We start from the raw sequence: 25,743 nt of genomic DNA on the forward strand, positions 1-25,743 counted from the left end.
GGGTGCATGCGGGCGTGGCGGTGCTCATCGAGGGGAATTCAACGAACATGACAACGAGCGGTGCACAGGACCGGACCCCCTCGGCGCAGCGAGGCTAAACCGGTTCAGAACCGCTGTCAACGACTCGCGCGGCAACCACACCGGCCGGTGCGGACGACGCGGCACCGGGCGGTGCGGTGGACTCCCGCACGGTCAGCCGCGGCGTGGGCATCTGCAGGTCGCGCCCGGGCCCGGCCCCGTCCAGCGCCTCCAGCAGGCTGCGGGCGACCTGCTCGCCGAGCGCGAAGGTGTCCCGGCTGAGCGCGGTCAGCGGCGGGTGGACGATCCGGGCGAGCACCGAGTCGTCGAAGGAGACGATCGAGAGCTCGCCGGGCACCGCGACGCCCATCTCCCCGGCCACGCCGAGCCCGGCGACGGCCATCACGTCGCTGTCGTAGACGATCGCGGTGGGCCGCCTGGCGCGGGAGAGCAGGGTGCGGGTGGCGGCCGCGCCCTCGGCGTCGCTGAAGTCGGTGGGCACCGACACGGCCTCCTCCAGGCCGAGCCGGCGCGAGGCGTCGCGCAGGGCGCGGATCCGCCGCTGGGTGTGCTGGAAGTGCGGCAGCCCGGCCAGGTGGGCGATCCGGCGGTGCCCGATGGCGGCCAGGTAGTCGACGATGGAGAGCATCGCCTCCCGGTCGTCGGCCCAGATCCGCAGCTGGTTGCCGCCCTTGCCGGGCCCGCCCAGCACGACGGCGGGCAGCCCGAGCTCGTCCAGCACCGGCAGCCGCGGGTCCTTGACCTGCAGGTCGACCACGATGAAGCCGTCGACCCGGTGTTCGGAGGCCCAGCGGCGGTAGACCTCGATCTCCGCGGCGGTGTCCTCGACCACCATCAGGTGCATCGCGACGGAGCCCACCGAGAGCACCGCCTGCAGCCCGGAGAGCAGGTGGCTGAAGAACGGCTCGACGCCGATGGTGCGGGCCGGGCGGGCGATCACCAGCCCGACGGCGTCGGCCCGGGCGCCGCCGAGGGCGCGGGCGGCGCTGTGCGGGCGCCAGTTCATCTCCTCGGCGACCCGCAGGATCCGGTCCCTGGTCGCCTCGCTCACGCCCGGGCGGCCGTTGAGCGCGAAGGAAACCGCGCCCTTGGAGACACCGGCCTGGCGGGCGATGTCGGCGATCGTCGGTCTGCCCACAGGACCCGACTCCTCTCTTGACATCCAAGTTTAGGCGGGAGCATAGTCCCTGCCAGAGCTAGACCGGTTTAGTTAGCCATGTTCCGGAATGCGGCACAAGCCCCGTCGGCGGCCACGTCGCAGCGCTGCCTGCGGCCCTCTCGGCAGCCGTGCCGACAGCCCTGCCGACAGCCGTGTCGGCAAGGACCCGACGGACCCGAGCACCCCCCGAGCTCAGCACGATCCCCCACCCACCCTCAGGACCGGGAGACCCTCATGCGCAGAATCTGGGCGGCACTGACGACAACGGCCTTCACCGCGGCCGCGCTCACCGGCTGCGGACTCGGCTCCGGCGACACCAAGAACAGCGACAGCGTGGCGAGCGCGGCCGCCACCGGCGAGGTCAAGGGCAAGGTCTCGCTCCAGACCTGGGCGCTCAAGCCGAAGTTCACCGACTACATGCAGGGGGTGATCGACGGCTTCAAGAAGAAGTACCCCGGTGTCGAGGTCGAGTGGCTCGACCAGCCCGGCGAGGGGTACTCCGACAAGGTGCTCAGCCAGGCCGCCGCCGGCACCCTGCCCGACGTGGTCAACCTCCCGCCCGACTTCGCCCTCCCGCTCGCGAGGAAGGACCTCCTGCTGGACGTCGCCAAGGCCGACCCGAAGCTCGCCGAGGAGTACGTCGCCGGCGGCGTCGACGCCTACCGCTTCGTCGGACAGCAGGGCACCTTCGGCTACCCCTGGTACCTCAACACCGATGTGAACTACTGGAATTCGGAACTCCTCACGAAGTACGGCCTGGACCCGAAGAAGCCCCCGACCTCCCTGGACGAACTCATCGCCCAGGCCCGGGTGATGAAGGAGAAGTCCGGCGGCCAGACCTATCTGATGAGCCGCAAACCGGGCATCGGCGACCTCTACAACGCCGGTGTGAAGATCATGTCCGACGACGGCCGGACCTTCACCTTCAACACCCCCGAGGCCGCCGCGCTGCTCGACAAGTACCGCGACGCCTTCAAGGACGGCCTGCTCCCCAAGGACGTGCTGACCAACACCTACGCCGGCAACTCCAAGCTGTTCAACGCGGGCACCGCCGCCTGGACCACCGCCGGCGCCAACCACATCACCAGCCTCGCCGTCGACAACCCGACCCTCGCCCCGAAGGTCGTCCCCTCCCCCGCGCTGGACACCCCGCCGCTGTACGTCCAGGGCGTGTCCATCCCGAAGAGCACCAAGAACCCGGCCGCCGCGGTCGCCCTGGCCCGCTGGGTCACCAACGCCGAGAACCAGGCCGCCTTCGCCCACCTGACCAGCATCTTCCCGTCCACCAAGGCCTCGGCCGGGGACCCGTTCTTCAGCAAGAGCGACGGCACCAACGCGGGCGACGCCAAGGTCATCGCCTTCGCCTCGCTGGCCAAGGCCAAGCTGATCCAGCCCGTCCAGGTCGACGACGCGATGAGCACCGTCATCAACCAGCAGATCGCCCTGGCCATCAGCGGCGACGCGAGCTCCAAGCAGGCGCTGGACACCGCCGTGGAGCAGTGCAACAGGCTGCTCAAGGGCTGACCTCCGGACGTAGCCCCCCGGACGGACCTCCCCCGTCACAACCGTCAGACCCGTCACACCCGGTACCGGCGGAACGGCGGAGCGGCGGGCCCCCTACCCGCCGCTCCCGGGAACAGCGCTCCCGGGAACGACCCGCACCACCCCAGGCCCCAGGAAGGCATCGGCATGACCCACCGGCGTTGGTTCACCCCCTGGCTGCTCGCCGGGCCCGCGATCGTCTGGCTGGCCGTGTTCAACCTCTGGCCGGCCGTCAACACGGTGATCCTGTCCTTCACCAACGCCAAGCCGCTGGGCGGCGGGCGGTTCACCGGCCTGGAGAACTACGGCCGCCTCCTGGACGACGAACAGCTCGCCGACGCCCTGCTCAACAGCATCGTCTTCATGCTGGTCTGCCTGCCCCTGCTGACCGTGCTGCCACTGCTGCTGGCCCTGCTCGTCCAGCGGAAGATCCCCGGCATCACCTTCTTCCGCACCGCGTTCTACACCCCGGTGATCGCCTCCGCCGTCGTGGTGGCGGTGGTCTGGGGCTGGGTGCTGGACGACCGCGGGCTGGTCAACGGCCTGCTCCGGCAGACCGGGCTGGCCGGCTCCCCGGTCTCCTTCCTCACCGACCGCTGGCTGCTGCTGTTCAGCGCGATCGCCCTGACCGTCTGGAAGGGCCTCGGCTACTACATGGTCATCTACCTGTCCGCCCTCGGGAACGTCCCGCGCGAACTGCACGAGGCGGCGGCGGTGGACGGCGCCGGGTCGGTGCGCCGGTTCTGGCACATCACCCTGCCCGGGGTGCGGCCCACCATGATCCTCATCTCGGCGCTGATCTCGGTGAGTTCGCTGCGCGTCTTCTCCGAGCTGTACGTGCTCTCCAACGGCCAGGGCGGCCCCGGCGGGCGGGACATGTCGGTGGTGATGCTGATCCAGATGTACAGCCGCGGCTTCAACGGCCACCTCGGCTACGCCTCGGCGCTCAGCCTGCTGCTGTTCCTCGTCACCCTCGGCCCGATGCTGTTCCTGATGCGCCTGAACCGGAAGGCGGCCTGAACCCGTGACCACCCTCCCGACGAAGACGACCCCCCAGGGCGCCCAGGACACCACCGAGAAGACCAAGCACAGCAAGGCCACGAGGGGCGCCCGGGGCTTCAACACCCCCTCCCCCGGCGGCATCGCCGTCCGCTACCTGCTCCTGCTGCTCGTCCTGCTCCTGGTCATCGGCCCGTTTCTGTGGCAGCTGTCCACCTCCCTCAAGGGCCCCGCCGAGGACGTCTACTCCCGCACCCCGGTCTTCCTGCCCGACCAGCCCACCCTCGACAACTACGGCAAGGTCGCCGACACCGTCCCGGTGTGGACCTACGCGCTCAACTCGGTGCTCGTCGCCGCGGTCTGCATCACCGGCAACGTGGTCGGCTGCACCCTGGCCGGCTACGCGCTCGCCCGGCTGCGCTTCCGCGGCGCCAGGCTCGTCCTCGGCCTGTTCCTCGCGACGCTCGTCCTGCCCGGCGAGGTCACCATCGTCTCCCAGTACGTGCTGGTGCGCGGCCTCGGCCTGGCCGACACCCTGGCCGGGGTGGCGCTGCCGGGCTCGATCGCCATGCTCAACGTGCTGCTGATGCGCACCGCCTTCGCCGCCGTGCCGGCCGAGCTCGACCAGGCCGCGCTGGTGGACGGCGCCAACGTCTGGCAGCGGCTGTGGCACGTCGGCCTGCCCAACGTGCGCGGCATGATCAGCGTGATCGTGATCTTCACCTTCATCGGCGCCTGGGACGACTTCCTCTGGCCGCTGATCGTGCTCAACGACCCGCAGAAGTACACCCTGACCGTCGGACTCCAGTACCTCAACGGCACCTTCTCCGCCAACCCCCGGCTGATCGCGGCCGGCACCATGATCGCCTTCCTGCCGATCGTCGTGGTGTTCGGCCTCTGCCAGCGCTTCTTCTTCAGAGGTGTCGAGGAGGGAGCCGTCAAGGGATAGCCCCGCCGGCCCGTACGCCCCGTACGCCCCCGTACGCCCCACCGAGTCGAGGAAGCCCCCCGATGACCACCGCCCCCCGCTTCGGCGTCAACTACACCCCCAGCGTCGGCTGGTTCCACCACTGGCTCGACTTCGACCTCGACGCCGTGTGCGCCGACTTCGACTCCATCGCCGCCCTCGGTCTGGACCACGTCCGGGTCTTCCCGCTCTGGCCGGTGTTCCAGCCCAACCGCGCCCTGGTCCGCCCGCGCGCCGTCGAGCAGCTGACCGCCCTGGTGGACGCGGCCGGGGAGCGCGGGCTGGACGTCGCGGTGGACGGGCTGCAGGGTCACCTGTCGAGCTTCGACTTCCTGCCCTCCTGGACCCGGACCTGGCACCGGCGCAACCTCTTCACCGACCCCGAGGTCGCCGACGGCCAGGCCGCCTACCTGCGCACCCTCGCCGGGGCGCTGCGCGAGCGGCCCAACTTCCTCGGGATGACGCTCGGCAACGAGATCAACCAGTTCTCCGGGGACCCGCACCCCGACCCGGACCGGGCCACCCCCGCCGAGGCCGAGGCCTGGCTGCGCCGGATGCTGGCGGCCTGCGAGACCGGCGCCCCCGGCCGGCTGCACCTGCACGCCTCCTACGACGCCGCCTGGTACCTGGACGGGCACCCGTTCACCCCCTGGCACTCGGCCCGGATCGGCGCCGCCACCGCCGTGCACTCCTGGGTGTTCAACGGCACCGCGCAGCGCTACGGCCCGCACTCCACGGCCACCGCGCAGCACGCCGCGTACCTGGTCGAGCTCTCCAAGGCCTGGGCGGACGACCCGGCCCGCCCGGTCTGGCTGCAGGAGGTCGGCGCGCCCGCCCCGCACATCGCCCCGGACGACGCGGCCCGCTTCACCGGCGCCACCGTCGAGGCCGTGCTGGACTGCCCGGACCTGTGGGGCGTCACCTGGTGGTGCTCGCACGACGTGGACCGCTCGCTCGCCGACTTCCCCGAACTCGAGTACAGCCTCGGCCTGTTGACCACCGACCGGAAGGTCAAACCGGCCGGCGCCCGGCTCGCCGAGGCCGCCGCCGAGGCCCGCCGCTCCTGGCGGCCGCCGAAGCCGCGCGGCACCGCCGTGGTGGTCGCCACCGGCGACGAGGTGACCTCGCCGAAGCGCTCGGTCTGCGGCCCCGGCGGCCCGGTGTACGAGGCGTTCATGCGCCTCGCCGAGGCGGGTGCCCGCCCGACCGCCGTCCTCGCCGAACGCGCCGGGGACCGCGAGCACCTGGCCGCGCGCGGTATCACCGACGTGGTCCACCCCTCCCACCTACGTTCTCTCTAGACGTACGTTCTCCCTGAACGCCGCTGTCCCTCAGCCACGCAACGGAGCCCGCTGACATGCACGATGACCGCACCCTCGTCGAGTCCCGTCTCAAGCGCGTCCTGGACGAGCGCATCCGTCCGGCCGTGTACCCCGAGTCCGTCCCGCTGGAGGTCGGCATCTGGACGGCGCCCGGCGAGCCCGTCCCGGTCGCCGAGGGCCTGGCCGCGCCGCGCGCCCCGATCGCGGTCGGCGACGCCTGGGGCGCGCCCTGGAGCACCAGTTGGATCACCGTCACCGGCACCGTGCCCGAGGCCTGGGCGGGCCGCACCGTCGAGGCGCTGATCGACCTCGGCTTCGACGCCAACATGCCCGGCTTCCAGTGCGAGGGCCTGGTCTACCGCCCGGACGGCACCCCGGTGAAGGGCCTCAACCCGCAGAACCAGTGGGTGCGGATCGCCGCCCCGGCGGCCGGCGGCGAGCAGGTGCTGCTGCACGTCGAAGCCGCCGCCAACCCGGTCATCCTGGACTACCACCCCTTCCTGCCGACCGAGTTGGGCGACAGGGAGACGGCCGGCGACCGGCCGCAGTACAGGCTGGCCCGGATGGACCTCGCCGTCTTCGACGAGACGGTCTGGCAGCTGGTGCTGGACCTGGAGGTGCTCGGCGAGCTGATGGCCGAGCTGCCGGTGGAGGGCGCCCGCCGCTGGGAGCTGCTGCGGGCGATCGAGCGGGCCCTCGACGCGGTCGACCTCCAGGACGTCAACGGCACGGCCGCGGCCGCCCGTTCGGAGCTGGCGGGCGTGCTGGCCGCGCCCGCCGTGCCGTCCGCGCACCGGATCAGCGCGATCGGCCACGCGCACATCGACTCGGCCTGGCTGTGGCCGCTGCGCGAGACCGTCCGCAAGGTGGCCCGTACCACCGCCAACATGACGGCGCTGCTGGAGGACGAACCGGACTTCCTCTACACCATGTCCCAGGCGCAGCAGTTCGCCTGGATCAAGGAGCACCGCCCCGAGGTGTACGCCCGGGTCCGGAAGGCCGTCGCCGAGGGCCGGTTCGTCCCGGCGGGCGGCATGTGGGTCGAGTCCGACACCAACATGCCGAGCTCGGAGGCGATGGCCCGGCAGTTCGTGCACGGCAAGCGGTTCTTCCTGGACGAGTTCGGGGTGGAGAACCACGAGGCCTGGCTCCCGGACACCTTCGGCTTCACCGGCGGCCTGCCGCAGATCATCCGCAACGCGGGCTCCAAGTGGCTGCTGACCCAGAAGATCTCGTGGAGCCAGGTGAACAAATTCCCGCACCACACCTTCCTCTGGGAGGGCATCGACGGGACCCGGATCTTCACCCACTTCCCGCCCGTGGACACCTACAACTGCTCCATGAAGGGCAGCGAGATCGCCCACGCGGCAAGGAACTTCAAGGACAAGGGGGTGGCCAGCCACTCGCTCGCCCCGACCGGCTGGGGCGACGGCGGTGGCGGCACCACCCGCGAGATGGTGGCCAAGGCGGCCCGGCTGAGGGACCTGGAGGGCTCGGCCACCGTCCGCTGGGAGAAGCCCGCCGAGTTCTTCGCCAAGGCCGAGGCCGAGTACCCGAACCCGCCGGTCTGGGTCGGCGAGCTCTACCTGGAGCTGCACCGGGCCACCCTGACCAGCCAGGCGAAGACCAAGCAGGGCAACCGGCGCAGCGAGAACCTGCTGCGCGAGGCCGAACTCTGGTGCACCACCGCCACTTTGCGCACCGGCGCGGAGTACCCGTACGAGCGGCTGGACCGGATCTGGAAGACCGTGCTGCTGCACCAGTTCCACGACATCCTGCCCGGCTCGTCCATCGCCTGGGTGCACCGCGAGGCCGAGGCGACGTACGCGGCGCTGGCCAAGGAGCTGGTGGAGCTGATCGCGTCGGCCCAGCGGGCCCTCGCCGGGGATCACCGGGGCCGGCACGAGCTGGTGTTCAACGCGGCGCCGCACCCGCGCTCCGCCGTCCCGGCCGGCGGGGCCGCCGTGGTGGCTCCGCCGGCGGAGGGCTGCACGCTGACCGAGCGCCCCGAGGGCGGCTACCTGCTGCGCAACGGCCTGCTGGACGTCGTGGTGGACGCCGACGGCCTGATCGCCTCGGCGGTCGAGGTCGCGAGCGGCCGGGAGACCGTCGCCCCCGGCACCCGCGCCAACCTGCTGCAACTGCACCCGGACTTCCCGAACATGTGGGACGCCTGGGACGTCGACCAGTTCTACCGCAACACCGTCACCGACCTGACCGGCGTGGACTCGCTCACCGTCTTCGCGGAGACGGCCGAGAAGGTCTCCGTCCGGGTCGTGCGCTCCTTCGGCTCGTCCACCGCCGTCCAGACGCTCACCCTGCGGGCGGGCGAGCAGCGCCTGGACATCGAGACCCTGGTGGACTGGCACGAGACCGAGAAGTTCCTCAAGGCCGCGTTCCCGCTGGACGTCCACACCGAGCGCTACGCCGCCGAGACCCAGTTCGGCCACCTCTACCGGCCCACCCACACCAACACCAGCTGGGACGCCGCCAAGTTCGAGGCCTGCAACCACCGCTTCGTCCACTTCGACGAGCCCGGCTGGGGCGTCGCCCTGGTCACCGCCTCCACCTACGGCCACGACGTCACCCGCGCCGTGCGCGCCACCGACGGCGGCACCACCACCACGGTCCGCTTCTCGCTGCTGCGCGCCCCGCGCTTCCCCGACCCGAAGACCGACCAGGGCCTGCACCGGTTCCGGCACGCCCTCGTCCCCGGCGCGGCGATCGGCGACGCCGTCCGCGAGGGCTACCGGATCGGCCTGCCCGAGCGGCGGGTCACCGGCACCGCCGAGCGGGTCGCGCCGCTGGTGGAGCTGGACCACGACGCGCTGGTGGTGAGCGCGGTCAAGCTCGCCGACGACCGCAGCGGCGACCTGATCGTCCGGGTCTACGAGGCCTCCGGCGGCCGTACCCGGGGCCGGCTGACCACCTCCTTCCCGCTCGCCGACGCCGTCCCCTGCGACCTGCTGGAGCGGCCCTGGGACGGCACCCGCGGCGAGGTGACGGTGGCGGACGGCGCGGTGCGGCTCGCGCTGCGCCCGTTCGAGCTGGTCACGCTGCGGCTGCGGGCCGCCGGGTAGCCGCCCCGCGCCAGGCTGTGCGCATGGAGTGGTACGGCCACTCCATGCGGCACGGCACGGCTGCTCCGCGCACGACGGCTGTTCTACGCTGTGCGGCGCCCCCGCCTCCCCGGCCGGGGCGCCGCCCCCTCCCTCTCCTGGAGCCCACCGTGCCTTCCACCCCGCTGTTCGCCGCCGTCGACGTCGGCGGCACCAAGATCGCCGGAGCGCTGGTCGACGGCGACGGCCGGCTCCGGCACCGGCTCCAGCTGCCCACCCCGGCGACCGAGCCCGGCCCGGCCGTGCTCGCCGTCGTCCACAAGGTGCTGGACGAACTCTCCGGCACCACCGACTGGCCCGCCGTGACCGCCCTCGGGATCGGCAGCGCCGGCCCGGTCGACCTCGCCGACGGCACCGTCAGCCCGGTCAACATCCCCGGCTGGCGCGGCTTCCCGCTGGTCGCCGAGGTCGCCGCGCACCCGGCGGTGGCCGCCCGCGCACTGCCCGTCCGCCTCGCCGGGGACGGCGTCGCGATGGCCGCCGCCGAGCACTGGCAGGGCGCGGCCCGGGGCGCCGACAACGCGCTCTGCCTGGTGGTGTCGACCGGGGTCGGCGCCGGACTGGTGCTCGACGGCGCCGTCCGCCCGGGCCCCAGCGGCAACGCCGGACACCTCGGGCACATCACCGTCGAGCTGGACGGCGAACCCTGCCCGTGCGGCTCCCGCGGCTGCCTGGAGGGCCTCGCCAGCGGCACCGCGATCGCCCGCCGGGCACTCGCCGGGGGCTGGCGGCCCGACGGCGAGGACCGCTCGGCGCGCGCCGTCGCCGCCTCCGCCGCCGCGGGCGACCCGGTCGCGCTCGCCTCCTTCGACCGCGCCGCCCAGGCCCTGGCCGCCGGCATCGCCGCCACGGCCGCCCTGGTGGACCTCCACCGGGTCGTCGTCGGCGGCGGCGTGGCCACCGCCGGCGACGTGCTGTTCGCCCCGCTCGCCCGCCACCTGGACCGCTACGCCGCCCTCTCGTACATCCGCGGCCTCGACGTGCGCCGCGCCGAACTCGGCACCGACGCCGGGCTGATCGGCGCGGCCGCGCTCTGCCGCTGAGGGCCTCCCCCTCCCGGAGCCACCGTGCCGCCTCCCTTCGCCCCGCTCCGCAACCCCGTCCGCCGGTACGCCTGGGGCTCGGCCACCGCCATCCCCGCGCTCACCGGGGCCGAGCCCGACGGCACCCCGCAGGCCGAACTGTGGCTGGGCGCGGAGCTGTTCCGGGCCACCACCGGACGGCCGCGGGCCACCCGGTAGCAGCGGGTCCGGCGCCCGTCAGACCGAGGTGGGGTGCCCGAACAGCAGGTCGTAGCCCTCCGGAAGCTGCTCGATCACCCGGTCGAGCAGGTCCCCGGGCACCAGGTCGGCCACGGTGCTGAGCACCGCCCCGATGTCCCACTGCGCCGTCGCCGGGGTCGCCCCGTCGATCCACCCGACCACGCCCAGGACGAAGCGCTCGGCGGTCAGCGGCTCGGCCGCGGGCCGGGCGTCGCGCAGCAGCGAGGCGTACGTCTCGGGCAGCGCGTCCGCGATCTCGCCCCGGTCGGCCCCCACCAGGTGCTCCCCGAGCAGGGCGAGCACGACCCGGGTGGCGTGGTCCGCCTCCGCCTCGCCCCGGTACTCGCCGCGCTCCACGACGCGGGCGCGGAAGTCCTCCCAGGAGATGGTCATCGCGTCCTCCTCAGGGTCGCCGGGGCCCGGCAGGACCGTCGGCGGCCCGCACCCCCTGGGCCGGGAGGTGACGTCCGCAGCCCGTGACCGGCGTGGGACGTGTCGGTGCCCGTGCTGCTCAGCGTAACTCGGCCCGGCGCCCCGGGAACCGGCCCGATGCCATCGGGCCCGGCCGGGCGCCGGGGATCCGGCCTGGCGGATCGACGCCGTTGTCGATCACGCCGCCGGCCCGGGGGCACCGCCCCGGGAACGGGCGCCGCTCGGGCGCTCCCGCCGTACGGGGGCGCTCAGCCCACCGAGGCGCGGCACCGCCGGCGCGGGCGCCGCGAGGGCGCGCCCCTGCCGACCACTCCGGGCACCACCCGCTGCGCCGGCGCCGTCGCCGTCGCGGTGGTCCGGGAGCCCTCGGCCCGCGCCGGGTCCGGCATAAACGCCGAGAGAAAGCTCCGCTCGTCCGGGCTGAGGGCGCGCGAACGCCCGGATTCGCGGTCCCGGGCGACCACCACGGTCCGCGCCCGCATAAACGTCAGCGCGTCCCGGCAGACATTCACCTCGACATGCGCGGAACTCCGTCCGAGCCGTTCCACGGTGAGCCGTACCGACAATGGGTCGGGGTGGTGGTGCAACTGCTCCAGATAATCGATCTCGTGCCGCGCGATAATGAATCCGGCGGAAAACAGCGATTCCCGGACGGCGGTCGCGTGGTGGCGGAACAGGTCGTAAATCCCCTCCTGGACGTAGCCGACCAGCCGGACGTTGTTGATGTGCCCGTTCTCGTCGACGTCGCTCCACCGGGTCGGGCAGGCCAGCACGTGCGCGCCCAGGTAGGCCGCGCTCACTGCTGCGTCAGCCCGGCGCCGGCCACCGCGGGGAGCAGCGCACGCTGCAACCTGGCGTAGTAGGCGGAGTGTTCGGCCGCCATCCGGGCCGCGGTCCAGCCCTCCTCGGCGGCCTCCGCCGCCGCCTGGACGACCAGGCTGTCGAGCACCGCGTCGACCGACCGGCACAGCTCGGCGACGGCCGCGAGCCGCTCGGTCACGACCGCCCCGCCGGCCGCGTTCCGGGACGGGAACGCGGCCAGCGAGTCCACCGCGAGCTGCAGATCGTCCAGGGTGTCCGGTCGGTTTTCCTCGGGGAAATTCCGCATGTTTTTCTCCAGGACTCAATCGGCCTTTACGGCCAGGTAGCTAGCGTTCGAATACACCGGATCGGTGTCGGCCCCCCGACGCCTTCGACGCTATCCCAGTCGACGGGGGTCGGCAGATCGTTTTCGGACCGCGACGGGAAACTGACTTCCATCGGAGTAGTTTGCCGGGGTACACAATATGCCCCATCAGCCGAACGCTGTCCGCAATTCGGGTGATATCACCGACTCGACGCCCAAGATCAACTACCGGCGGGCCCGGATCTGGTATCGGCCGTCCGGGGACCCGCTCGGCGGCCGCGGGCCGCGAGGACCGGCCCTAGAAGGCTCCCCACCAGCGCGCCTTGTACAGGTGCGTCCCGGGCAGCGCCCGGGTGCCCTCCGGCCGGTGCAGGGTGATCGCCCCAGTGCACCAGTCGCAGGGGGCGGTGTGTGCGGGGGTCACGGTGAGCAGGCGGCCGGTGCGGCCGGGTTCGTCGCCGACGCTCTTGACGTCCCGTTCGGCCGCCCGGTCGGCCAGCCGGACGCGGGTGAAGCGGTCCTCGGACGGGTCGTAGCTCCACAGGCCGGCCAGCGTGCTCACCCAGAACCGCCCGGGCGAGGCCAGCACGGGCGCCAGGTCGTGGCCGCCCCGGTCCGGCAGCGAGGTGCTCCGGGCGACGGTCAGGGTGGGCGCGGCCGGGGTGCCGCCGACCCGCAGCGCGGTCAGCGTGGTGGCGCCGAGCGCCCAGAGCAGCCCGGTCCGCGCGTCCCAGTGCACGCCGTGCGCGTCCGGCAGCAGGACCTCCGCGTACCCGGCGGCGCGCGGGCCCTGCGAGGCCGCGTACAGCCGCACCCAGCCGCCGGTGCTCGCGGCGACGGCGACGTTGCCGTCCGGCAGCAGCTCGATGCTGTGCGGGTTGGCGGCCGGCCCCAGGTCCGCCGCCCAGCGGGCCCGGCCGGTGGCGGTCTCCACCACGGCGGCCAGCCCGCCGGTGGCGGTCGTCAGCAGGTAGCGGCGGCCCTGCCGGATCCGGCTCTTCACCTCGTCCGGGTCCGTCCAGCTGCGCGCGGGCGCGAGGTCCGCCAACTCCGGTGCCCGGTCGGCACTCCAGCTCCAGATCACCGGCAACCGGTCCGGGCCGCGGTAGGCCGTCAGCCCCTCGGCGCTCTGCAGCACCAGCACCCGGCGGGAGGCCTGGTCGACGACGGCGACCTGCCGGCCGGGCGAGCGCGCCTCCGCCAGGGCGGCGGGCGCGCAGAGCAGCAGGGCGAGGCACAGGGCCGGCAGGGTTCTCCGCATCACGCCCCCACGGTGCGGGCCGCGGGGCGCCCCCGCACGACGGCACCGCCGAACGGCCGCGCTCCGTCCGGGGGGTGGTCCGGACGTGCGACGGACCCCCCGGGCCCGCGCGCCTACCGCCCGGCCACCAGGTCCGCGACCCGGGCGATCGGCGAGGTGGTCGCCCGCCCGGCCGCCTCCTGCCGGTCGGCGGCGTGGTACGCGGCGTACATCGCCTGCACCCCGAGCCAGCGCAGCGGTTCCGGCTCCCAGCGCCGTACGGTGTGCCCCACCCAGGGCAGCCGGGTCAGCTCGGTGTCGTGGCCGAGGACCAGGTCGCGCAAGGTCCGCCCGGCCAGGTTGGTCGTGGTCACCCCGCTGCCGACGTACCCGCCCGCCCAGCCGAGCCCGGTCACCCGGTCCAGCTCCACGGTGGCGCACCAGTCCCGGGGGACGCCGAGCACGCCCGCCCAGGCGTGGTCGATCCGGGCGTGCGCGGCGGCGGGGAAGAAGCGGTTCAGGATCGCGCGCAGCTGGCGCACCGTCTCCACCTGGGTGGAGCCGTCCGAGTCCGTCCGCGAGCCGAAGCGGTACGGCACGCCCCGCCCGCCGAGCGCGATCCGGTCGTCGGCGGTGCGCTGCGCGTACATGTAGGCGTGCGCGAAGTCGCCCAGCACCTCCCGGCCCTGCCAGCCCGCGTCCGCCCAGAACCCGGCGGGCAGCGGCTCGGTGGCGACCATCGCGGAGTTCATCGGCAGCCAGGTGCGCTTCTCCCCGCGCAGCCCGGCGGTGAACCCCTCGGTGGCGCGCAGCACCCGGTCGGCGGTGACGGTGCCGAGCGGGGTCACGGCCCGCGGCTTGCGGTAGGCGCTGCCCGGGAGGATCGCGGTGACGGTCGTGCCCTCGTACACCTCGACGCCGAGCTCCCGCACCACCCGGGCCAGGCCGCGGACCAGCTTCGCCGGCTGGACGCGGGCGCCGTACGGGCTCCAGCAGCCGCCGAGGGTGCCGGCCACGGCGATCCGGTCGCCCGCCTCCCCGGCTCCCAGCAGCTCCACCCGGCCCTCGCCGTACGCCCGCTCGCCCTCGACGAAGGCCCGCAGCCGCTCCAACTGCGGCTTGCTGCGCGCCACTTCGAGGACGCCGCCGCGCACCACGTCCGCGTCGATCCGCTCGGCCGCGGCGATGTCCACGACCTCCCCGACCGCGTCGTCCATCATCCGCTGCATCGCCGCCGCACGCCCCTGCCCGTACCGCTTGGCGAACGCCCCGCGGCCCGCGAAGCCGTTGTACAGCCAGCCGCCGTTGCGCCCGGAGGCGCCGTAGCCGCAGAACCGCTGTTCCAGCAGGGCGATCCGCAGCGAGGGGTCGGCCTTCTTCAGGTAGTAGGCGGCCCAGAGGCCGGTGTACCCGCCGCCGACGACACAGACGTCGACGTCCCGGTCTCCCGGCAGCGCGGGGCCCGGCTCCGGCACCCCACTCGCCGCGTACCAGAACGACACCTCGCCGTTGACCGCCGCCACCGGAACCTCCCACACCCTCGCTGACCTGCCCGGACGCTACCCCGGCCGATCGGCCCGAACCACCCTCCACACTGCCAGGATCGCCGGCCGCGACCAGCCACCCTGTCAGTCCCCGTCAGTCCCTCTCAGCCCCCAGCAGGTCCAGCGCCCGCGTCCAGCTGTACGACCCCGGCACGAAGTCCGCGACCCGCACCCCCATCCGCCGCAGCTTCGCCAGGCTCTCCTCGTACGCGGGGTGCGCCGCCTGCGCCGGGCTCAGGCAGGGCTGCACCGCCACCGGGACGCCCCAGCCGTACGACTCGCAGAGGATGCCGAGCGCGAGCGTGTCCGAGATGCCCAGGACCCACTTGTTGATCGTGTTGAACGTCGCCGGGGAGACCACGATCGCGTCCGGATCCGGCAGCGGCCGCGGGTCGCCCGGCTTCCGCCACGCGGACCGGATCGGAAACCCCGTCTGCGCCGTGATCGCATCGGCGTCGATGAACCCCATCGCGTTCGGCGTCGCCACCACCCCCACGTCCCAGCCCCGCTCCTGCGCGGCCGCGACCAACTCCCCCACCCCACCGGCCACTCCGGCCGCGCACACCACGACGTACAGCACCGGCTTCCGCACTTCCGACACCCCTGGATTCCCCTCTCCCGACCCACCTGCGGATCCCAGAACAGTAAGCTGCCCGCATGGTGCGCTCCGTGGTCTTCGACATCGGCGAGACGCTCATCTCCGACGACCGCTACTGGTCCGACTGGGCTCGCTGGCTCGGCGTCTCACCCCACCTCATGTCCGCCCTCGTCGGTGCCGTGGTGGCCCAGGGCCGCGACAACGCCGACGCCATCCGCATCCTCCGCCCGGGCGCCGACATCGCCGCCGAATGGCGCGCCCGCCGGGCCGCCGGCCACGGCGAACACCTCGACGAGACCGACCTCTACCCCGACGTCCGCCCCGCCCTCCGCCGCCTGCGCGAGGCGGGTCTGTGGGTCGGCATCGCGGGCAACCAGCCCGCCGCCGTCTCCGGCCTGCTCACCGGCCTGGCGGTACCCGCCGACGCCATCGCCACCTCCGCCGAGTGGGGCGTCTCCAAACCGTCGGCGGGCTTCTTCGACCGCATCCTCACCTGGGCCCCCGGCGCACCGCACGAGATCCTCTACGTCGGCGACCACCCCGCCAACGACATCACCCCCGCCCGCAAAATGGGTCTCCGCACCGCCCACCTCCGCCGAGGCCACATCGGCCTCACCGCCCAGGCCCCCGAAGCGGATTGGACCGTCGACTCCCTCACCACCCTCGCCGACCTCCTCACCGCCGCCACACCGTAGACCGTCACAGCCGCCCCACCCCGAGATCGGCGTGCACCACCTTCCCGAAGGACTCCACCGCCACCCCCCAACGCCCCCGGGTGAGCGCGTGGATCAACGCCAACCCCCGATGCCCCTCCTCGTCACACCCCGCAACCATCAGCACCGGCAACGTCCGAGAGCCGTCCCGCACCGCCACCCGCACCGTCCGGTCCGTGACACGGCGGACGGAGACGGTCATCCGCGTCAGACACCCCGTCTTCACCGCGTTCGCCACCAGCTCACTGACAATCAGTTCCGCCGTGTCCACCAGCTCCGGCAGTTCCCATTCACTCAACTTCTCCCGCACCACCCGCCGGGCCGCAGCCGCCGACGAGGGCAGATACGGCAGGAGAGCCGTAGCCGGGAGGGGCTTCCGGCCTGGAGGTGCAACCGGCAGGACCCGCAGGGGACAGCGGGCCACTACACGTTTCGGCTCGACGGGTTGACTCGTCACAGGTTGCTCCTCAGTGGGATCGGGGGCCTCGCCGCTCACCCAACCCACTGCCGCCCCACTCCAAGGACTCCGATCCGGTGACTCCGAGTCGGAGTCACCGGACTCTCCGTGGCCGTAGGATCGAGTCCCGCATCCGAGGGAGCGAGCAGTGGACCGTCATCCGGACCCGCGTCAGATCATCGCGGGCCTCCTCGACAACCAGCGCTTCCTGGCAGCGTGTGCGGCTCGCGACATGGGAACCGTATTCCGCCTCCTGAACTCCCGCGGCGTCAGCACCCGTCGTCTGGCCGCGACCGTCGACATCACCCAAGGCAGGCTCTACGACTACCTGAACGGCAAGACCCGTGTGGAGAAGCTTGCGATGTTCGAGCAGATCTCCGACGCGCTCCACATCCCCGGCCGTCTCCTCGGCCTCGCCCGACGGCCCTGGGAACCACCGATCTCCCCGTCCGGGCCACCAGCGCCCGTCTCCTGCCACCCTGCGGCCGACGACCTCACCGCTCTGGAGGCCTTCCGCGCCGCCGACCGGCAGACCGGAGGCGGTCGGCTCTATTCCGCAGTCCTCCGACACCTGTCCGGTCACGTGGCCCCCCGCCTGGTCGACGTCGGCAGTAGTCCTCGGGTGTTCGCCACCGCCGCAGCGCTCACCGAGATGGCCGGGTGGATGGCGCACGACTCGGGCCGTGACGAGATCGCCGCGCACCACTTCACCAGGGCGTTCGCGCTCGCGAAAGCAGCGGGCGACCCGTCGCTGGCTGCCCACGTCGCCGCCAGCACCAGCCACCTGGCCCTCCAGGACGGCGATCCGTCCACGGCCGCCCACTGGGCGACGGCCGGCATCGGCCTTGCCCGCCAAGGCCCTCACCTGCCGAATCTGGTGGCCCGCCTGCACGCCGCACTGGCCCGGGCGCTCGCCGCCTCCGGCCAATCCGGCTCCGCCGTCCGCTCACTCGATCTCGCCCGAGCAGCCCTCACCGTCCGGGCCGACGAGTCGCACCCGTGGTTGAGCCCGTTCGACCTCGCAACCCTCGCCGGCGATTCAACGCTGGTCTTCGCAGACCTCGGACGGCACGCCGACGCCCTCCGATCTGCCGAGCAGGCAGTAGCCCTCCGCGAGGAGGGCCGCACGCGTTCGCTGGCCTTCAGTCGGATCTCCCTTGCCCGCGCCCACGTCCAGTGCGGCAACCTGGACGCTGCGGTGTCGGTCGGCACCGACCTCCTCGCCACCAGCCCCACCCTCGGATCCGTACGGGTCGTCGACCAACTCGCCGATCTCGCCGGACTACTCCGCAGGCACCATGACTACGCCCCCGTGCGGGGATACCTGGCACGATTCGATGAAGCGAGCAGGACGCGACTGCTCCTGCTCGCCGACATCATCCCGGAGCCACGGGGAGGTTCATCGTGAGGCCCGTACCCACCGACGCCGATGCCTGGAACGCCTACCTCGCCGAGGGCAACGCGAAACAGGCCCGCAAGCGCGTCTCCGCCGACGTCATCCTGCGTGACGATCGCGGCCGCGTCCTCACCGTCAACCCGACCTACAAGGAGGGCTGGGACCTACCCGGCGGCATGGCCGAAGCCGACGAGCCGCCCGACCGTGCCGCCGTTCGCGAGCTGAGAGAGGAACTGGGTCTCACCATCACCGTCCGCCACCTCCTCGTCGTGGACTGGGTTGCGCCGCACGGGCCTTGGGACGACCAGCTCGCCTTCATCTTCGACGCCGGCACCCTCTCCCCCACGATCGCCGCCACCCTCCGCCCGCACGACGACGAACTCTCCGAAGCCCTCTTCCTCCCGGGCCCCGAGGCAGCCGCCCGACTCCGGCCCCGCCAACGCGCCCGCCTCCAGGCCGCGCTGCGAGCACTCGCCGACGGCCAGACCCGCTATCTACACAACGGAGCAGAGCCGTGGCAGATTTGAACCGATCCGACGACGACACTCAGGCGAAGGGCACCGCCGGCTATCTCCTCGAAATGGGGATGCTCAAGCGCGCGAAGCGGTCCGGCTGGTGGATAGCCGGGGTGAAGGATCCGGAGACGATTGCCGAACACTCGTTCCGTGCCGGCGTCGTCGGGGCGGTGCTCGCGATGATGGAGGGCGCCGACCCGGCCAAGGTCGCGCTGCTCTGCCTCTTCCATGACACCCAGGAGACCCGGATCGGCGACATCCCGCACATCGGGCGCCGCTACCTCACCGCCGCCTCCAACGAGCGGGTGACCGCCGACCAGGTCAGCGCCGCGCACCCGGCCGTCGCCGAGGGCGTCCAGCGGGTCGTCGCGGAGTACGAGAACGCCGACTCCCTCGAGGTCGTCGTCGCGCACGACGCCGACAAGCTGGAGTGCCTGCTCCAGGCCGTCGAGTACCGCGAGCAGGGCTACCGCAACATCCAGCCGTGGATCGACAGCAGCCTGGCCGGGCTGAAGACCGAGTCCGCCCGCCAACTGGCCGAAGCCGCCTTGACGATGACGTCGTTGGAGTGGCAGAAGGTGTACCTCCCGACCGAAGGGTGACAGTCATGACCGAGGACGGCCGGATCTTCCGTGAGGCGTGGATCGCCGGGGTGCTCAAACACTTCCCGGGCGAGCCGAAGCCCGGCTACGTCGCCCCCTGGTCGGACACGCCCGACTGGGAACGGGCTTCCGCAGCCGCCGTGTTCGGGCAGGTCCGAGACTTCGTGGCCGTCAGTGCCGGCGCCACCGCGAAGCTGACCCGGGAGCAGAAGGGCCGCTTCGTCGCCACCTGCTGGATCGCCCAGATCCACAAGCACATCGACGACCCCAAGCCCGGCTACGTCGCCGACTGGGACGACCTGCCCAAGTGGCAGCAGGAGACTGACGCCGACATCTTCGAAACCATCGAGCGGCAGGTCTGAGGCGGTTCTCCGTGCTCGCCCCTGCGGCTCCGCAGGGGCGAGCACGGAGAACCGGTCCCCGGCCGTAAATCGGTTGACCGGGGCGGGCGCAGGGCTGGACTGTGGCGCAGGTGCCGCAGGTCGTGGTGCCGGGTTGCAGGGGAGGCGGCACAAGCGATGGAGATTCGTTCCACCACCGACCAGGATCTCGGGGTCTTCGTCGACACCGTCCATGCCGCGTTCGGGCGTTTCCCGGAGACTCCGGCCGAGGACGGCGGTGGGTTGTGGTGGTCGGCGCTGGAGATGGACCGTGCGCTGCTGGCCGTCGCGCCGGGCGGGAAGCCGGTGGGTACCGCCTCCGCGTACTCCTTCGAGCTCACCCTGCCCGGGGAGGTCGTCGTCCCGGTGGCGGGCATCAGTTGTGTCGGTGTGCTGCCGTCGCACCGGCGTCGGGGCGTGCTCACGGCGATGATGCGGCATCAGCTCGCGGAGCTGCGGGAGCGGGGGGAGTTCCTGTCCGTCCTGCTGGCTTCCGAGGCGGGGATCTACGGGCGGTTCGGCTACGGGCCGGCGACGTACACCACGCAACGGCTGACGGTGTCGCGCCGGGAGGGTGACTTCGCCGTCCCCCGGGCGGCGCGCGGAGCGGCTGGGGCTGCCGCGACGGGTTCGGTCGAGGTACTACGGCGGTCGGAGTGCGGGGAGGTCCTGGAGGAGGTCTACGACCGGTACCGCCGGGCGCAGCCGGGCGCGTTGTCGCGGCCGCACCGGTGGTGGGCCTTGGGCGCGGGGCAGCCGCCGGTCGCCCGGGCGCCGCGTTACGTGGCCGTGCACCGGGATGCGGACGGTGTCGCGGACGGGTACGCCAGCTACTCGGTCGGCGATGACACCCTGTCGGTCGACGAGACGATCACCACGGACGACGCGGTCGCCACGGCTCTGGCCCGGTTCCTGCTCGACCACGACCTGGTCACGAAGGTGGTGTTCAAGCATGTCGCGCCCGAGCATCCGCTGCGCTGGCAGCTCTCGGACTTCCGTGCCGGCCAGCTGAGCGGCGACACCGACTGGCTCTGGGTGCGGCTGCTGGACGTGCCGCGTGCGCTGACCTCGCGCGGGTGGTTCGCCGACGGGGAGCTCGTGCTGGACGTGGACGACCCGTTCCTCGGGGAGCACGGCCGCTACCTGCTGACCGTCCGGGACGGCAAGGCCGAGTGCGTCGTGACCGAGCGGGAGCCCGATCTGTCCTTGGACATCCGCGACTTGGGTGCGGTCTACCTGGGTGGGACGACCCCGGGCACGCTGGTGCGGGCCGGGCACGTGCTGGCTCACCGTCCGGGCGCGGCCGCCCTGGCCGACGCGCTGTTCCGTGGCGATCGCGCGCCGCACTGTCTGCACTGGTTCTGAGTCGGCTGGACACTCCGACGGCCCGGCGGCGCCGGGGAGTCGTTCACGCGTGGGCGCTGACCCGGCCGCCGGCCGAGAGCACGATGTAGACGCCGTTGGCGTCGACGCCGACGTCGTGCCCGTTGGTCTCCAGCGTGGCGTACACCGCGTTGTCCATGCCGAGGATGTCCGCGCGGTACTTGAGCTCGCCGAGCTTGGTGACCTTGACCGTCCAGTCGCCCGCGACCTTGAAGGTGCCGGTGCCCTCGTGCGCGCCGCCCATCCAGGCGTGGACCGTGCCGTCCAGCGAGAGCACGATGAACATGTCGTTGGCGTCGAGTCCGGCGTCGTGCTCCTTGGCTTCCAGCGTGGCGAGGACGTCTCCGCCGTGGACGATCTTGGCGACGAAGTGCTGGGGGGCGACTTCCCGGATCTCGGCGGTGCTGCCGTCGGGCAGGGTCTGGGTGCGGGCCGGGGAGGTCGCCTTGCCGGCGGGCGGCGGGGTGCTGGTGCGGCGCGCGCTGGGCGTGGCGGCGGCCGGGGGCGTGCTGCCGGCCGCGGGCGGGGTGGCGGCGCCGCTCGCGCCCGGCGTGGCGACCGGGGTTGCGGCCGGGGAGGCGGGAGCGGTGGTACCGGCCGTGGCGGCCGGGGCCGTCGTGCTGCCGGCGGCGGCGGTGGAGCCGGAGGAACCGGAGGAGCAGGCCGTCGCGGCGGGCAGCAGCAGGGCGGCCGCCAGGACGGTGCCGGCCAGCGTGCGGGTGCGGGTCGTGCGACGGATCGTCGAGAGGGACATGCGGTTTCTCCTGAGCCGGTGAGCCGGTGAGCCAACTTCGGGTGAGGGCAAGCGCCTTGCCCGCCCCTTCTCGTACGGGGACCGGAGTGGCTGACGGGGCGGTGCGCACGATCGACGGTAGTACGAACAGTCGACGGAATGGCGCGTTCCGTGTCACCGGACTGTCACGCCCCTGACAGCGCATCACCGGCCACGGGAGGCCGGGTTCACCCCTCGACGGCCACCGGCCGTGCCCGCCCCCGACGTATCACGGGGGCGGGCACGGCCGGTTGGGCACCGCCGGTGTCAGCCGATGGTGGAGCCGGTGATCGGGGCGGAGAGTTCGACGGTCTCGCCCTTCAGGCCGGCCTTGACGAACTGCCAGGTGAGGCCGCTGATGACGCCCTTGTCGAGCGGGGCCAGCTTGGCGAAGGCCGGCTGGCTGAGGTCGATGTGGGTGGAGTCACAGGAGGGACACTGGTCCTTCACCGGGACGGTGATGGTCTTGCCCTGGTAGGTCACCTTGACCGAAATGCCCTTGCAGACCGGGTCGTTGTTCGGGTTGGCGGTGGTCCACCAGGTGTGCGACACGGCGACCAGCATCTGCGAGGAGGCGTTGATCTGGGTGCCGCAGGCGCCGTAGCCCGAGTCGGTGTAGTAGGTGGCCTTGCCGGTCATGGGCTTGTTGATCGGGATCGCGGCACTGGCGGTGCCGGCCGTGAAGGCGATGAGAGCGGCTGCGGCGAGCGGGGCGCCCGCGAGGATCCTGAGGTTCTTGCCGATGGCGCGCATGGTTCGTTCCCTCCGGTTGCAGTGCCGGCTGAACATGCCGGGAATTGCTGGTCATGGGCATGACAGATACAAGTCGGCAAATCCGCAAGGCAGTTCGGCGACTCGATGTCCACCCTTGGAAAGGGAACGTATGCGCTCAACCTCCGGATGGTCCAGACCTCCGCGATGTTGGCATGAACACAAGGCAAGAATCTTTACCAATGCGGCCGAAGGGGCGAAGATGCGTGACCGCGCCGCCACGGAGGGTGTTGACAGACCGTCACCCGCAGGCCTGTCCCGGAGGTCACCTCACATGCGCACCGCTCTCGCCGCCCTGCTCCTCGGCGCCGCCCTCGTTCCGGCGGTCGCCGCCCCCGCCACGGCCGCACCCGCGCCGCGCGCGGCCGCGCCCCGCGAGGTGAACCAGGGCTACAGCATCCCGGTCGGCGGCGTGACGGACCTCGGCGCGCTGCCCGTCCTCGGCAGCCTCGGCCTGGACTTCGCCCGCCTGCTCGGGCAGTGAAGGGACGGTAGTCGAACAGCGAGCTGGCACCGTCACCGTAGGTAGCCACCGCCGCCGCCCAGCACGACTCCGGGCAGGCCTCGGCCCCGGTGCGGGAACCTCCCGCACCGGCCCGGATTACTTCCGCTCCGCACGTTAGTAACCCCCGCTCCCGCGCCACAAGGCCGGGCGCCGGCCGCAGCACGCCCGCCATCCCGCCGTCACACCGGCGCCATCCGTCGCAACCGGCCGCAACGGGCCGCAAGAATCCGCAAACGGCCGAAACGAAGCGGCAACACCCTTTCCCACCAGCCAAGATGGTGATTGACAGCAGCCCGCGTGGTTCAGCACCATGAGCTCCGAACCCAGTCGCAGCGAGCCGGAAGGAGGGTCGATGCACACCGTCGTCCGCCCCGTTCCCCGCCGCTGCCCGCGCCGCTGTTGTCGCGGCGCGCTCGCGTTCTGACCGTCCGCCGGACCGGGCCGTCCCTCCCGCGCCACTCGCCGGGCACACGCCGCGGGCCTGCGCCTGACGCGCCCGCACGCCGTCACGCACCCGCCGTCGCGCACCCACACCTCGTCACTCATCGTCACCACGCTCCCGAAAGGGCTCCGCCATGACCACGACCGCCTCCCCCACCGTCCTCCGCCTCACCCCCGCCGCCGGCCGCATCGGCGCCGTCGTGCACGACATACGCCTCGGCGGCGACCTCTCCGCCGAGACCGTCGCCGCCGTCGAGGCCGCCCTGTACGAGCACAAGGTGCTCTTCTTCCGCGGCCAGCAGCACCTGGACGACGCCGGGCAGGAGGCCTTCGCCCGGCTCCTCGGCCACCCGGTGGGCCACCCCACCGTGCCCAGCGCGGACGGCCGTTACATCTTCGAGCTGGACGCCACCAAGGGCGTGCGCGCCAACAACTGGCACACCGACGTCACCTTCGTCCCGTCCTACCCGAAGGCCTCGATCCTGCGCGCCCTGGAGGTCCCGCCGGCCGGCGGCAGCACCCTCTGGGCCAACACCGCGGCCGCCTACCAGGACCTGCCCGCGCCGCTGAAGACGCTCGCCGAGAGCCTGCGCGCCGTCCACACCAACGACTACGACTACGCCGCCCGGCTCGCGCTGCGCCCGGAGCTGGCGAACAACCCCGAGGTCGCCAAGCTGTTCCGGGACGTCTTCGTCTCCACCGCCTTCAAGACCGAGCACCCGGTGGTCCGGGTGCACCCGGTGACGGGCGAGAAGACCCTTCTGCTGGGCGCCTTCGCCCAGCGCCTCCAGCACCTCTCGGGCGACGACGGCAAGGCGCTGATCGACCTCTTCCAGCGCTACGTCGAGCGGCCGGAGAACACCGTCCGCTGGGACTGGCAGGTCGGCGACGTGGCGATCTGGGACAACCGCGCCACCCAGCACTACGCGGTCGCGGACTACGGCGACGAGCCGCGCCTGGTGCGCCGGATCACCCTGGACGGCGATCTGCCGGTCGGCGTGGACGGCACCCCGAGCCGCCTGCTGGAGCCCGCCGAGCCGCCGCGGGTGGCCGGTCTGGTGCCCGCCGAGGAGCTCGAAACCGCCGACGACCGAGCCGCCGACGACCGAACCGCCGCCGACCGAACCGCCAACTGACGCGCCGACGACCGACGAGACAGCCACCGACGAGACGACCGCGGCCGAGACCATGTCCACGTCCACGCCCCTCCGCACCGGCGACGACCGCCGGGACGCCAACGCCGCCGCCGTCCTGCGCGCGGTGCTCGACCACGGGCCGGTCGCCCGCAGCCGGGTCGCCTCGCTCACCGGGCTCAGCGCCTCGGCGGTCTCCCGGCAGACCGTGGACCTGGTCCGGCTCGGACTCCTCAGTGAGCGGCCGGAGTTGGCGGGCGTCCCGGCCGGAACGGTCGGCCGTCCGCAGCTCCCGCTCGCCGTGGACACCGAGCAACTCGCGGTCGCGGGGGTGCACTTCGGCGTCCCGTACACCACGGTCGCGCTGCTCGACCTGCGCGGCCGGGTGCTGCGCCGCAAGGAGATCGCCAACCGGGGCCTGACCGGGCCGGACGTGCTGAAGCCGCTCGCGGCCCGGCTGCCCCGGCTGATCGACGCGCTGCGCGCCGGTCGTACGGTGGTCGGGCTGGGCGCCGTCTGCGGCGGTTCGGTCGATCCGGAGCGCGGGCTGGTGCTCCGCCACGGACCGCTGGACTGGCGGGACCTGCCGCTGCGCGGGCTGCTGCAGGACGCCACCGGGCTGCCGGTCCGGGTGGACAACCACGCCCGGGCGCTGACCCAGGCCGAGATCCTGTTCGGCCACCCGGCGGCGCGCCGCAGCATGGTCCAGCTGTTCGTCGGCCACGTGGTGGACGCGGCGCTGGCGGTCGCGGGCACGGTCCACCAGGGCCCGCCCTCGGCCACCGGCGACCTCGGCCACCTCCCGGTCACCGGCACCGTCACCGACCCGGACGCGCGGAGCGACGCGCGCTGCCACTGCGGCCGGCTCGGCTGCCTGTCGGTGGCCGCCTCCGACACCACGCTGTTCGAGGCGGCGGCCGCCGCGGGGGTCACCCCCGAGCCGGACCGGGCCGCGCTGATCGCCGCGGTGAAGCGCGGCGACCCGGTCGCGGACCGGCTGGTGCGCAACCGCGCCCGGATCATCGGCCGCGCCCTCGCCCTGCTCGCCGACGTGGTCAACCCCGATCTGCTGGTCCTCACCGAGACCTTCGCCCTGTTCGACCCCCGCTACCTCAACGTCGTCCGGGCCGAGTTCGCCCTCCGCTCGCACCTGCGCCGGGACGCCGAGCTGCTGATCGCCCAGCGGCGCGGTGCCGACGTGCTCGCGGTGGCCGCCGGCACCCCGGTGCTCGGCGAGCTGTACGCCCGGCCGGTGCACGCCCTGGCCCATTGCCACTGAGCACCGCCACTGAGCGCAGGCACTGAGCACCGCCACTGAGCGCAGGC

Annotated in this window: 26 protein-coding genes; 16 read left to right on the forward strand and 10 right to left on the reverse strand. The window is 72.9% G+C overall.

What is annotated here, in order from left to right; translation table 11 throughout:
• Window positions 1–94: 94 nt before the first annotated feature.
• Entirely contained in the window at window positions 95–1,177 is a 1,083-nt protein-coding gene (locus IE332_RS27130) for a LacI family DNA-binding transcriptional regulator (RefSeq protein ID WP_189921278.1), read from the reverse strand.
• A 255-nt stretch (window positions 1,178–1,432) separates the two neighbouring features.
• Here IE332_RS27130 and IE332_RS27135 point away from each other — a divergent pair, with 255 nt between their 5' ends.
• The 7 genes from IE332_RS27135 (at window position 1,433) to IE332_RS27165 (ending at window position 10,388) form a co-directional block, all read left to right on the forward strand.
• A complete protein-coding gene (locus IE332_RS27135) occupies window positions 1,433–2,722 on the forward strand; it encodes an ABC transporter substrate-binding protein (protein ID WP_189921280.1) in 1,290 nt (429 codons plus the stop codon).
• 165 nt (window positions 2,723–2,887) lie between these two features.
• Window positions 2,888–3,760, forward strand: coding sequence for a carbohydrate ABC transporter permease (locus tag IE332_RS27140; RefSeq protein WP_189921282.1), 873 nt, complete (start codon window positions 2,888–2,890; stop codon window positions 3,758–3,760).
• 4 nt (window positions 3,761–3,764) lie between these two features.
• Complete coding sequence (locus tag IE332_RS27145; protein ID WP_373313847.1) at window positions 3,765–4,688, forward strand: carbohydrate ABC transporter permease; 924 nt, start codon at window positions 3,765–3,767, stop codon at window positions 4,686–4,688.
• Window positions 4,689–4,750: 62 nt separating this feature from the next.
• On the forward strand, window positions 4,751–6,007 hold the full coding sequence (locus tag IE332_RS27150; RefSeq protein ID WP_189921284.1) for a glycoside hydrolase 5 family protein: 1,257 nt from the start codon (window positions 4,751–4,753) through the stop codon (window positions 6,005–6,007).
• Between the two features lie 56 nt (window positions 6,008–6,063).
• Entirely contained in the window at window positions 6,064–9,108 is a 3,045-nt protein-coding gene (locus tag IE332_RS27155) for an alpha-mannosidase (RefSeq protein WP_189921286.1), read from the forward strand.
• Between the two features lie 149 nt (window positions 9,109–9,257).
• Window positions 9,258–10,190 (forward strand): ROK family protein, encoded by a 933-nt coding sequence (locus IE332_RS27160; RefSeq protein ID WP_229928943.1) that lies wholly within the window; start codon window positions 9,258–9,260, stop codon window positions 10,188–10,190.
• Window positions 10,191–10,214: 24 nt separating this feature from the next.
• Window positions 10,215–10,388, forward strand: a complete 174-nt coding sequence (locus IE332_RS27165; RefSeq protein WP_189921414.1) for a hypothetical protein — start codon at window positions 10,215–10,217, stop codon at window positions 10,386–10,388.
• An 18-nt stretch (window positions 10,389–10,406) separates the two neighbouring features.
• Here the strand turns inward: IE332_RS27165 and IE332_RS27170 are convergent, their stop codons facing one another.
• From IE332_RS27170 to IE332_RS27195, 6 genes are all read right to left on the reverse strand, one after another.
• Window positions 10,407–10,802 (reverse strand): DUF2267 domain-containing protein, encoded by a 396-nt coding sequence (locus IE332_RS27170; RefSeq protein WP_189921288.1) that lies wholly within the window; start codon window positions 10,800–10,802, stop codon window positions 10,407–10,409.
• A gap of 287 nt (window positions 10,803–11,089) precedes the next feature.
• Complete coding sequence (locus tag IE332_RS27175) at window positions 11,090–11,641, reverse strand: acyl-CoA thioesterase (RefSeq protein WP_189921290.1); 552 nt, start codon at window positions 11,639–11,641, stop codon at window positions 11,090–11,092.
• Window positions 11,638–11,949, reverse strand: coding sequence for a hypothetical protein (locus tag IE332_RS27180; RefSeq protein ID WP_189921292.1), 312 nt, complete (start codon window positions 11,947–11,949; stop codon window positions 11,638–11,640). Before IE332_RS27180 ends, IE332_RS27175 begins: the two co-directional genes overlap by 4 nt.
• A 316-nt stretch (window positions 11,950–12,265) precedes the next feature.
• The gene (locus tag IE332_RS27185) at window positions 12,266–13,228 is read right to left on the reverse strand and encodes a DUF6528 family protein (protein ID WP_189921399.1); all 963 of its coding nucleotides are present in this window, start codon (window positions 13,226–13,228) and stop codon (window positions 12,266–12,268) included.
• A gap of 113 nt (window positions 13,229–13,341) precedes the next feature.
• On the reverse strand, window positions 13,342–14,730 hold the full coding sequence (locus tag IE332_RS27190; protein ID WP_189921294.1) for an NAD(P)/FAD-dependent oxidoreductase: 1,389 nt from the start codon (window positions 14,728–14,730) through the stop codon (window positions 13,342–13,344).
• A 115-nt stretch (window positions 14,731–14,845) separates the two neighbouring features.
• A complete protein-coding gene (locus IE332_RS27195; RefSeq protein WP_189921296.1) occupies window positions 14,846–15,352 on the reverse strand; it encodes a flavoprotein in 507 nt (168 codons plus the stop codon).
• Window positions 15,353–15,408: 56 nt separating this feature from the next.
• On the opposite strand from IE332_RS27195, the gene IE332_RS27200 reads away from it, so the two are divergent.
• Entirely contained in the window at window positions 15,409–16,044 is a 636-nt protein-coding gene (locus tag IE332_RS27200) for an HAD family hydrolase (protein WP_189921298.1), read from the forward strand.
• Window positions 16,045–16,048: 4 nt separating this feature from the next.
• Here the strand turns inward: IE332_RS27200 and IE332_RS42465 are convergent, their stop codons facing one another.
• Window positions 16,049–16,360 carry an ATP-binding protein gene (locus IE332_RS42465; RefSeq protein ID WP_229928944.1) on the reverse strand — a complete coding sequence of 104 codons (312 nt, stop codon included), beginning with the start codon at window positions 16,358–16,360 and terminating at the stop codon, window positions 16,049–16,051.
• Window positions 16,361–16,667: 307 nt separating this feature from the next.
• Between IE332_RS42465 and IE332_RS27210 the strand changes: the two genes are divergently transcribed.
• From IE332_RS27210 to IE332_RS27230, 5 genes are all read left to right on the forward strand, one after another.
• Window positions 16,668–17,927: a helix-turn-helix domain-containing protein gene (locus IE332_RS27210; protein ID WP_229928945.1), complete on the forward strand. Its 1,260-nt coding sequence runs from the start codon at window positions 16,668–16,670 to the stop codon at window positions 17,925–17,927.
• Complete coding sequence (locus tag IE332_RS27215; RefSeq protein ID WP_189921300.1) at window positions 17,924–18,442, forward strand: NUDIX domain-containing protein; 519 nt, start codon at window positions 17,924–17,926, stop codon at window positions 18,440–18,442. Before IE332_RS27210 ends, IE332_RS27215 begins: the two co-directional genes overlap by 4 nt.
• A 53-nt stretch (window positions 18,443–18,495) precedes the next feature.
• A complete protein-coding gene (locus tag IE332_RS27220; protein WP_189921405.1) occupies window positions 18,496–19,032 on the forward strand; it encodes an HD domain-containing protein in 537 nt (178 codons plus the stop codon).
• A 5-nt stretch (window positions 19,033–19,037) separates the two neighbouring features.
• A complete protein-coding gene (locus IE332_RS27225; RefSeq protein WP_189921302.1) occupies window positions 19,038–19,394 on the forward strand; it encodes a hypothetical protein in 357 nt (118 codons plus the stop codon).
• A 156-nt stretch (window positions 19,395–19,550) separates the two neighbouring features.
• Window positions 19,551–20,777 carry a GNAT family N-acetyltransferase gene (locus IE332_RS27230; RefSeq protein ID WP_189921304.1) on the forward strand — a complete coding sequence of 409 codons (1,227 nt, stop codon included), beginning with the start codon at window positions 19,551–19,553 and terminating at the stop codon, window positions 20,775–20,777.
• Between the two features lie 43 nt (window positions 20,778–20,820).
• Here IE332_RS27230 and IE332_RS27235 read toward each other — a convergent pair whose 3' ends face one another.
• Window positions 20,821–21,549 (reverse strand): hypothetical protein, encoded by a 729-nt coding sequence (locus tag IE332_RS27235; RefSeq protein ID WP_189921306.1) that lies wholly within the window; start codon window positions 21,547–21,549, stop codon window positions 20,821–20,823.
• Between the two features lie 285 nt (window positions 21,550–21,834).
• Window positions 21,835–22,320 carry a cysteine/serine endopeptidase inhibitor gene (locus IE332_RS27240; RefSeq protein WP_189921308.1) on the reverse strand — a complete coding sequence of 162 codons (486 nt, stop codon included), beginning with the start codon at window positions 22,318–22,320 and terminating at the stop codon, window positions 21,835–21,837.
• A 292-nt stretch (window positions 22,321–22,612) separates the two neighbouring features.
• On the opposite strand from IE332_RS27240, the gene IE332_RS27245 reads away from it, so the two are divergent.
• From IE332_RS27245 to IE332_RS27255, 3 genes are all read left to right on the forward strand, one after another.
• Entirely contained in the window at window positions 22,613–22,822 is a 210-nt protein-coding gene (locus tag IE332_RS27245; RefSeq protein WP_189921310.1) for a hypothetical protein, read from the forward strand.
• Window positions 22,823–23,418: 596 nt separating this feature from the next.
• The gene (locus IE332_RS27250; RefSeq protein ID WP_189921312.1) at window positions 23,419–24,420 is read left to right on the forward strand and encodes a TauD/TfdA dioxygenase family protein; all 1,002 of its coding nucleotides are present in this window, start codon (window positions 23,419–23,421) and stop codon (window positions 24,418–24,420) included.
• 52 nt (window positions 24,421–24,472) lie between these two features.
• Window positions 24,473–25,696, forward strand: coding sequence for an ROK family transcriptional regulator (locus IE332_RS27255; RefSeq protein WP_189921314.1), 1,224 nt, complete (start codon window positions 24,473–24,475; stop codon window positions 25,694–25,696).
• The last annotated feature ends 47 nt before the right edge of the window (window positions 25,697–25,743 follow it).

The organism is Kitasatospora xanthocidica (assembly GCF_014656195.1).
In the GTDB taxonomy this organism is placed as follows: Bacteria; Actinomycetota; Actinomycetes; order Streptomycetales; family Streptomycetaceae; genus Kitasatospora; species Kitasatospora xanthocidica.

Excerpts from the sequence above, each read along its gene's own strand:
- IE332_RS27135 (WP_189921280.1), top strand. The coding sequence starts at position 1,433 with ATGCGCAGAATCTGGGCGGCACTGACGACAACGGCCTTCACCGCGGCC.
- IE332_RS27245 (WP_189921310.1), top strand. The coding sequence starts at position 22,613 with ATGCGCACCGCTCTCGCCGCCCTGCTCCTCGGCGCCGCCCTCGTTCCG.
- IE332_RS27180 (WP_189921292.1), bottom strand. The coding sequence starts at position 11,949 with ATGCGGAATTTCCCCGAGGAAAACCGACCGGACACCCTGGACGATCTG.
- IE332_RS27225 (WP_189921302.1), top strand. The coding sequence starts at position 19,038 with ATGACCGAGGACGGCCGGATCTTCCGTGAGGCGTGGATCGCCGGGGTG.
- IE332_RS27170 (WP_189921288.1), bottom strand. The coding sequence starts at position 10,802 with ATGACCATCTCCTGGGAGGACTTCCGCGCCCGCGTCGTGGAGCGCGGC.
- IE332_RS27155 (WP_189921286.1), top strand. The coding sequence starts at position 6,064 with ATGCACGATGACCGCACCCTCGTCGAGTCCCGTCTCAAGCGCGTCCTG.
- IE332_RS27200 (WP_189921298.1), top strand. The coding sequence starts at position 15,409 with ATGGTGCGCTCCGTGGTCTTCGACATCGGCGAGACGCTCATCTCCGAC.
- IE332_RS27185 (WP_189921399.1), bottom strand. The coding sequence starts at position 13,228 with ATGCGGAGAACCCTGCCGGCCCTGTGCCTCGCCCTGCTGCTCTGCGCG.
- IE332_RS27250 (WP_189921312.1), top strand. The coding sequence starts at position 23,419 with ATGACCACGACCGCCTCCCCCACCGTCCTCCGCCTCACCCCCGCCGCC.
- IE332_RS27220 (WP_189921405.1), top strand. The coding sequence starts at position 18,496 with ATGGGGATGCTCAAGCGCGCGAAGCGGTCCGGCTGGTGGATAGCCGGG.
- IE332_RS27255 (WP_189921314.1), top strand. The coding sequence starts at position 24,473 with ATGTCCACGTCCACGCCCCTCCGCACCGGCGACGACCGCCGGGACGCC.
- IE332_RS27140 (WP_189921282.1), top strand. The coding sequence starts at position 2,888 with ATGACCCACCGGCGTTGGTTCACCCCCTGGCTGCTCGCCGGGCCCGCG.
- IE332_RS27240 (WP_189921308.1), bottom strand. The coding sequence starts at position 22,320 with ATGCGCGCCATCGGCAAGAACCTCAGGATCCTCGCGGGCGCCCCGCTC.
- IE332_RS27230 (WP_189921304.1), top strand. The coding sequence starts at position 19,551 with ATGGAGATTCGTTCCACCACCGACCAGGATCTCGGGGTCTTCGTCGAC.
- IE332_RS27150 (WP_189921284.1), top strand. The coding sequence starts at position 4,751 with ATGACCACCGCCCCCCGCTTCGGCGTCAACTACACCCCCAGCGTCGGC.
- IE332_RS27235 (WP_189921306.1), bottom strand. The coding sequence starts at position 21,549 with ATGTCCCTCTCGACGATCCGTCGCACGACCCGCACCCGCACGCTGGCC.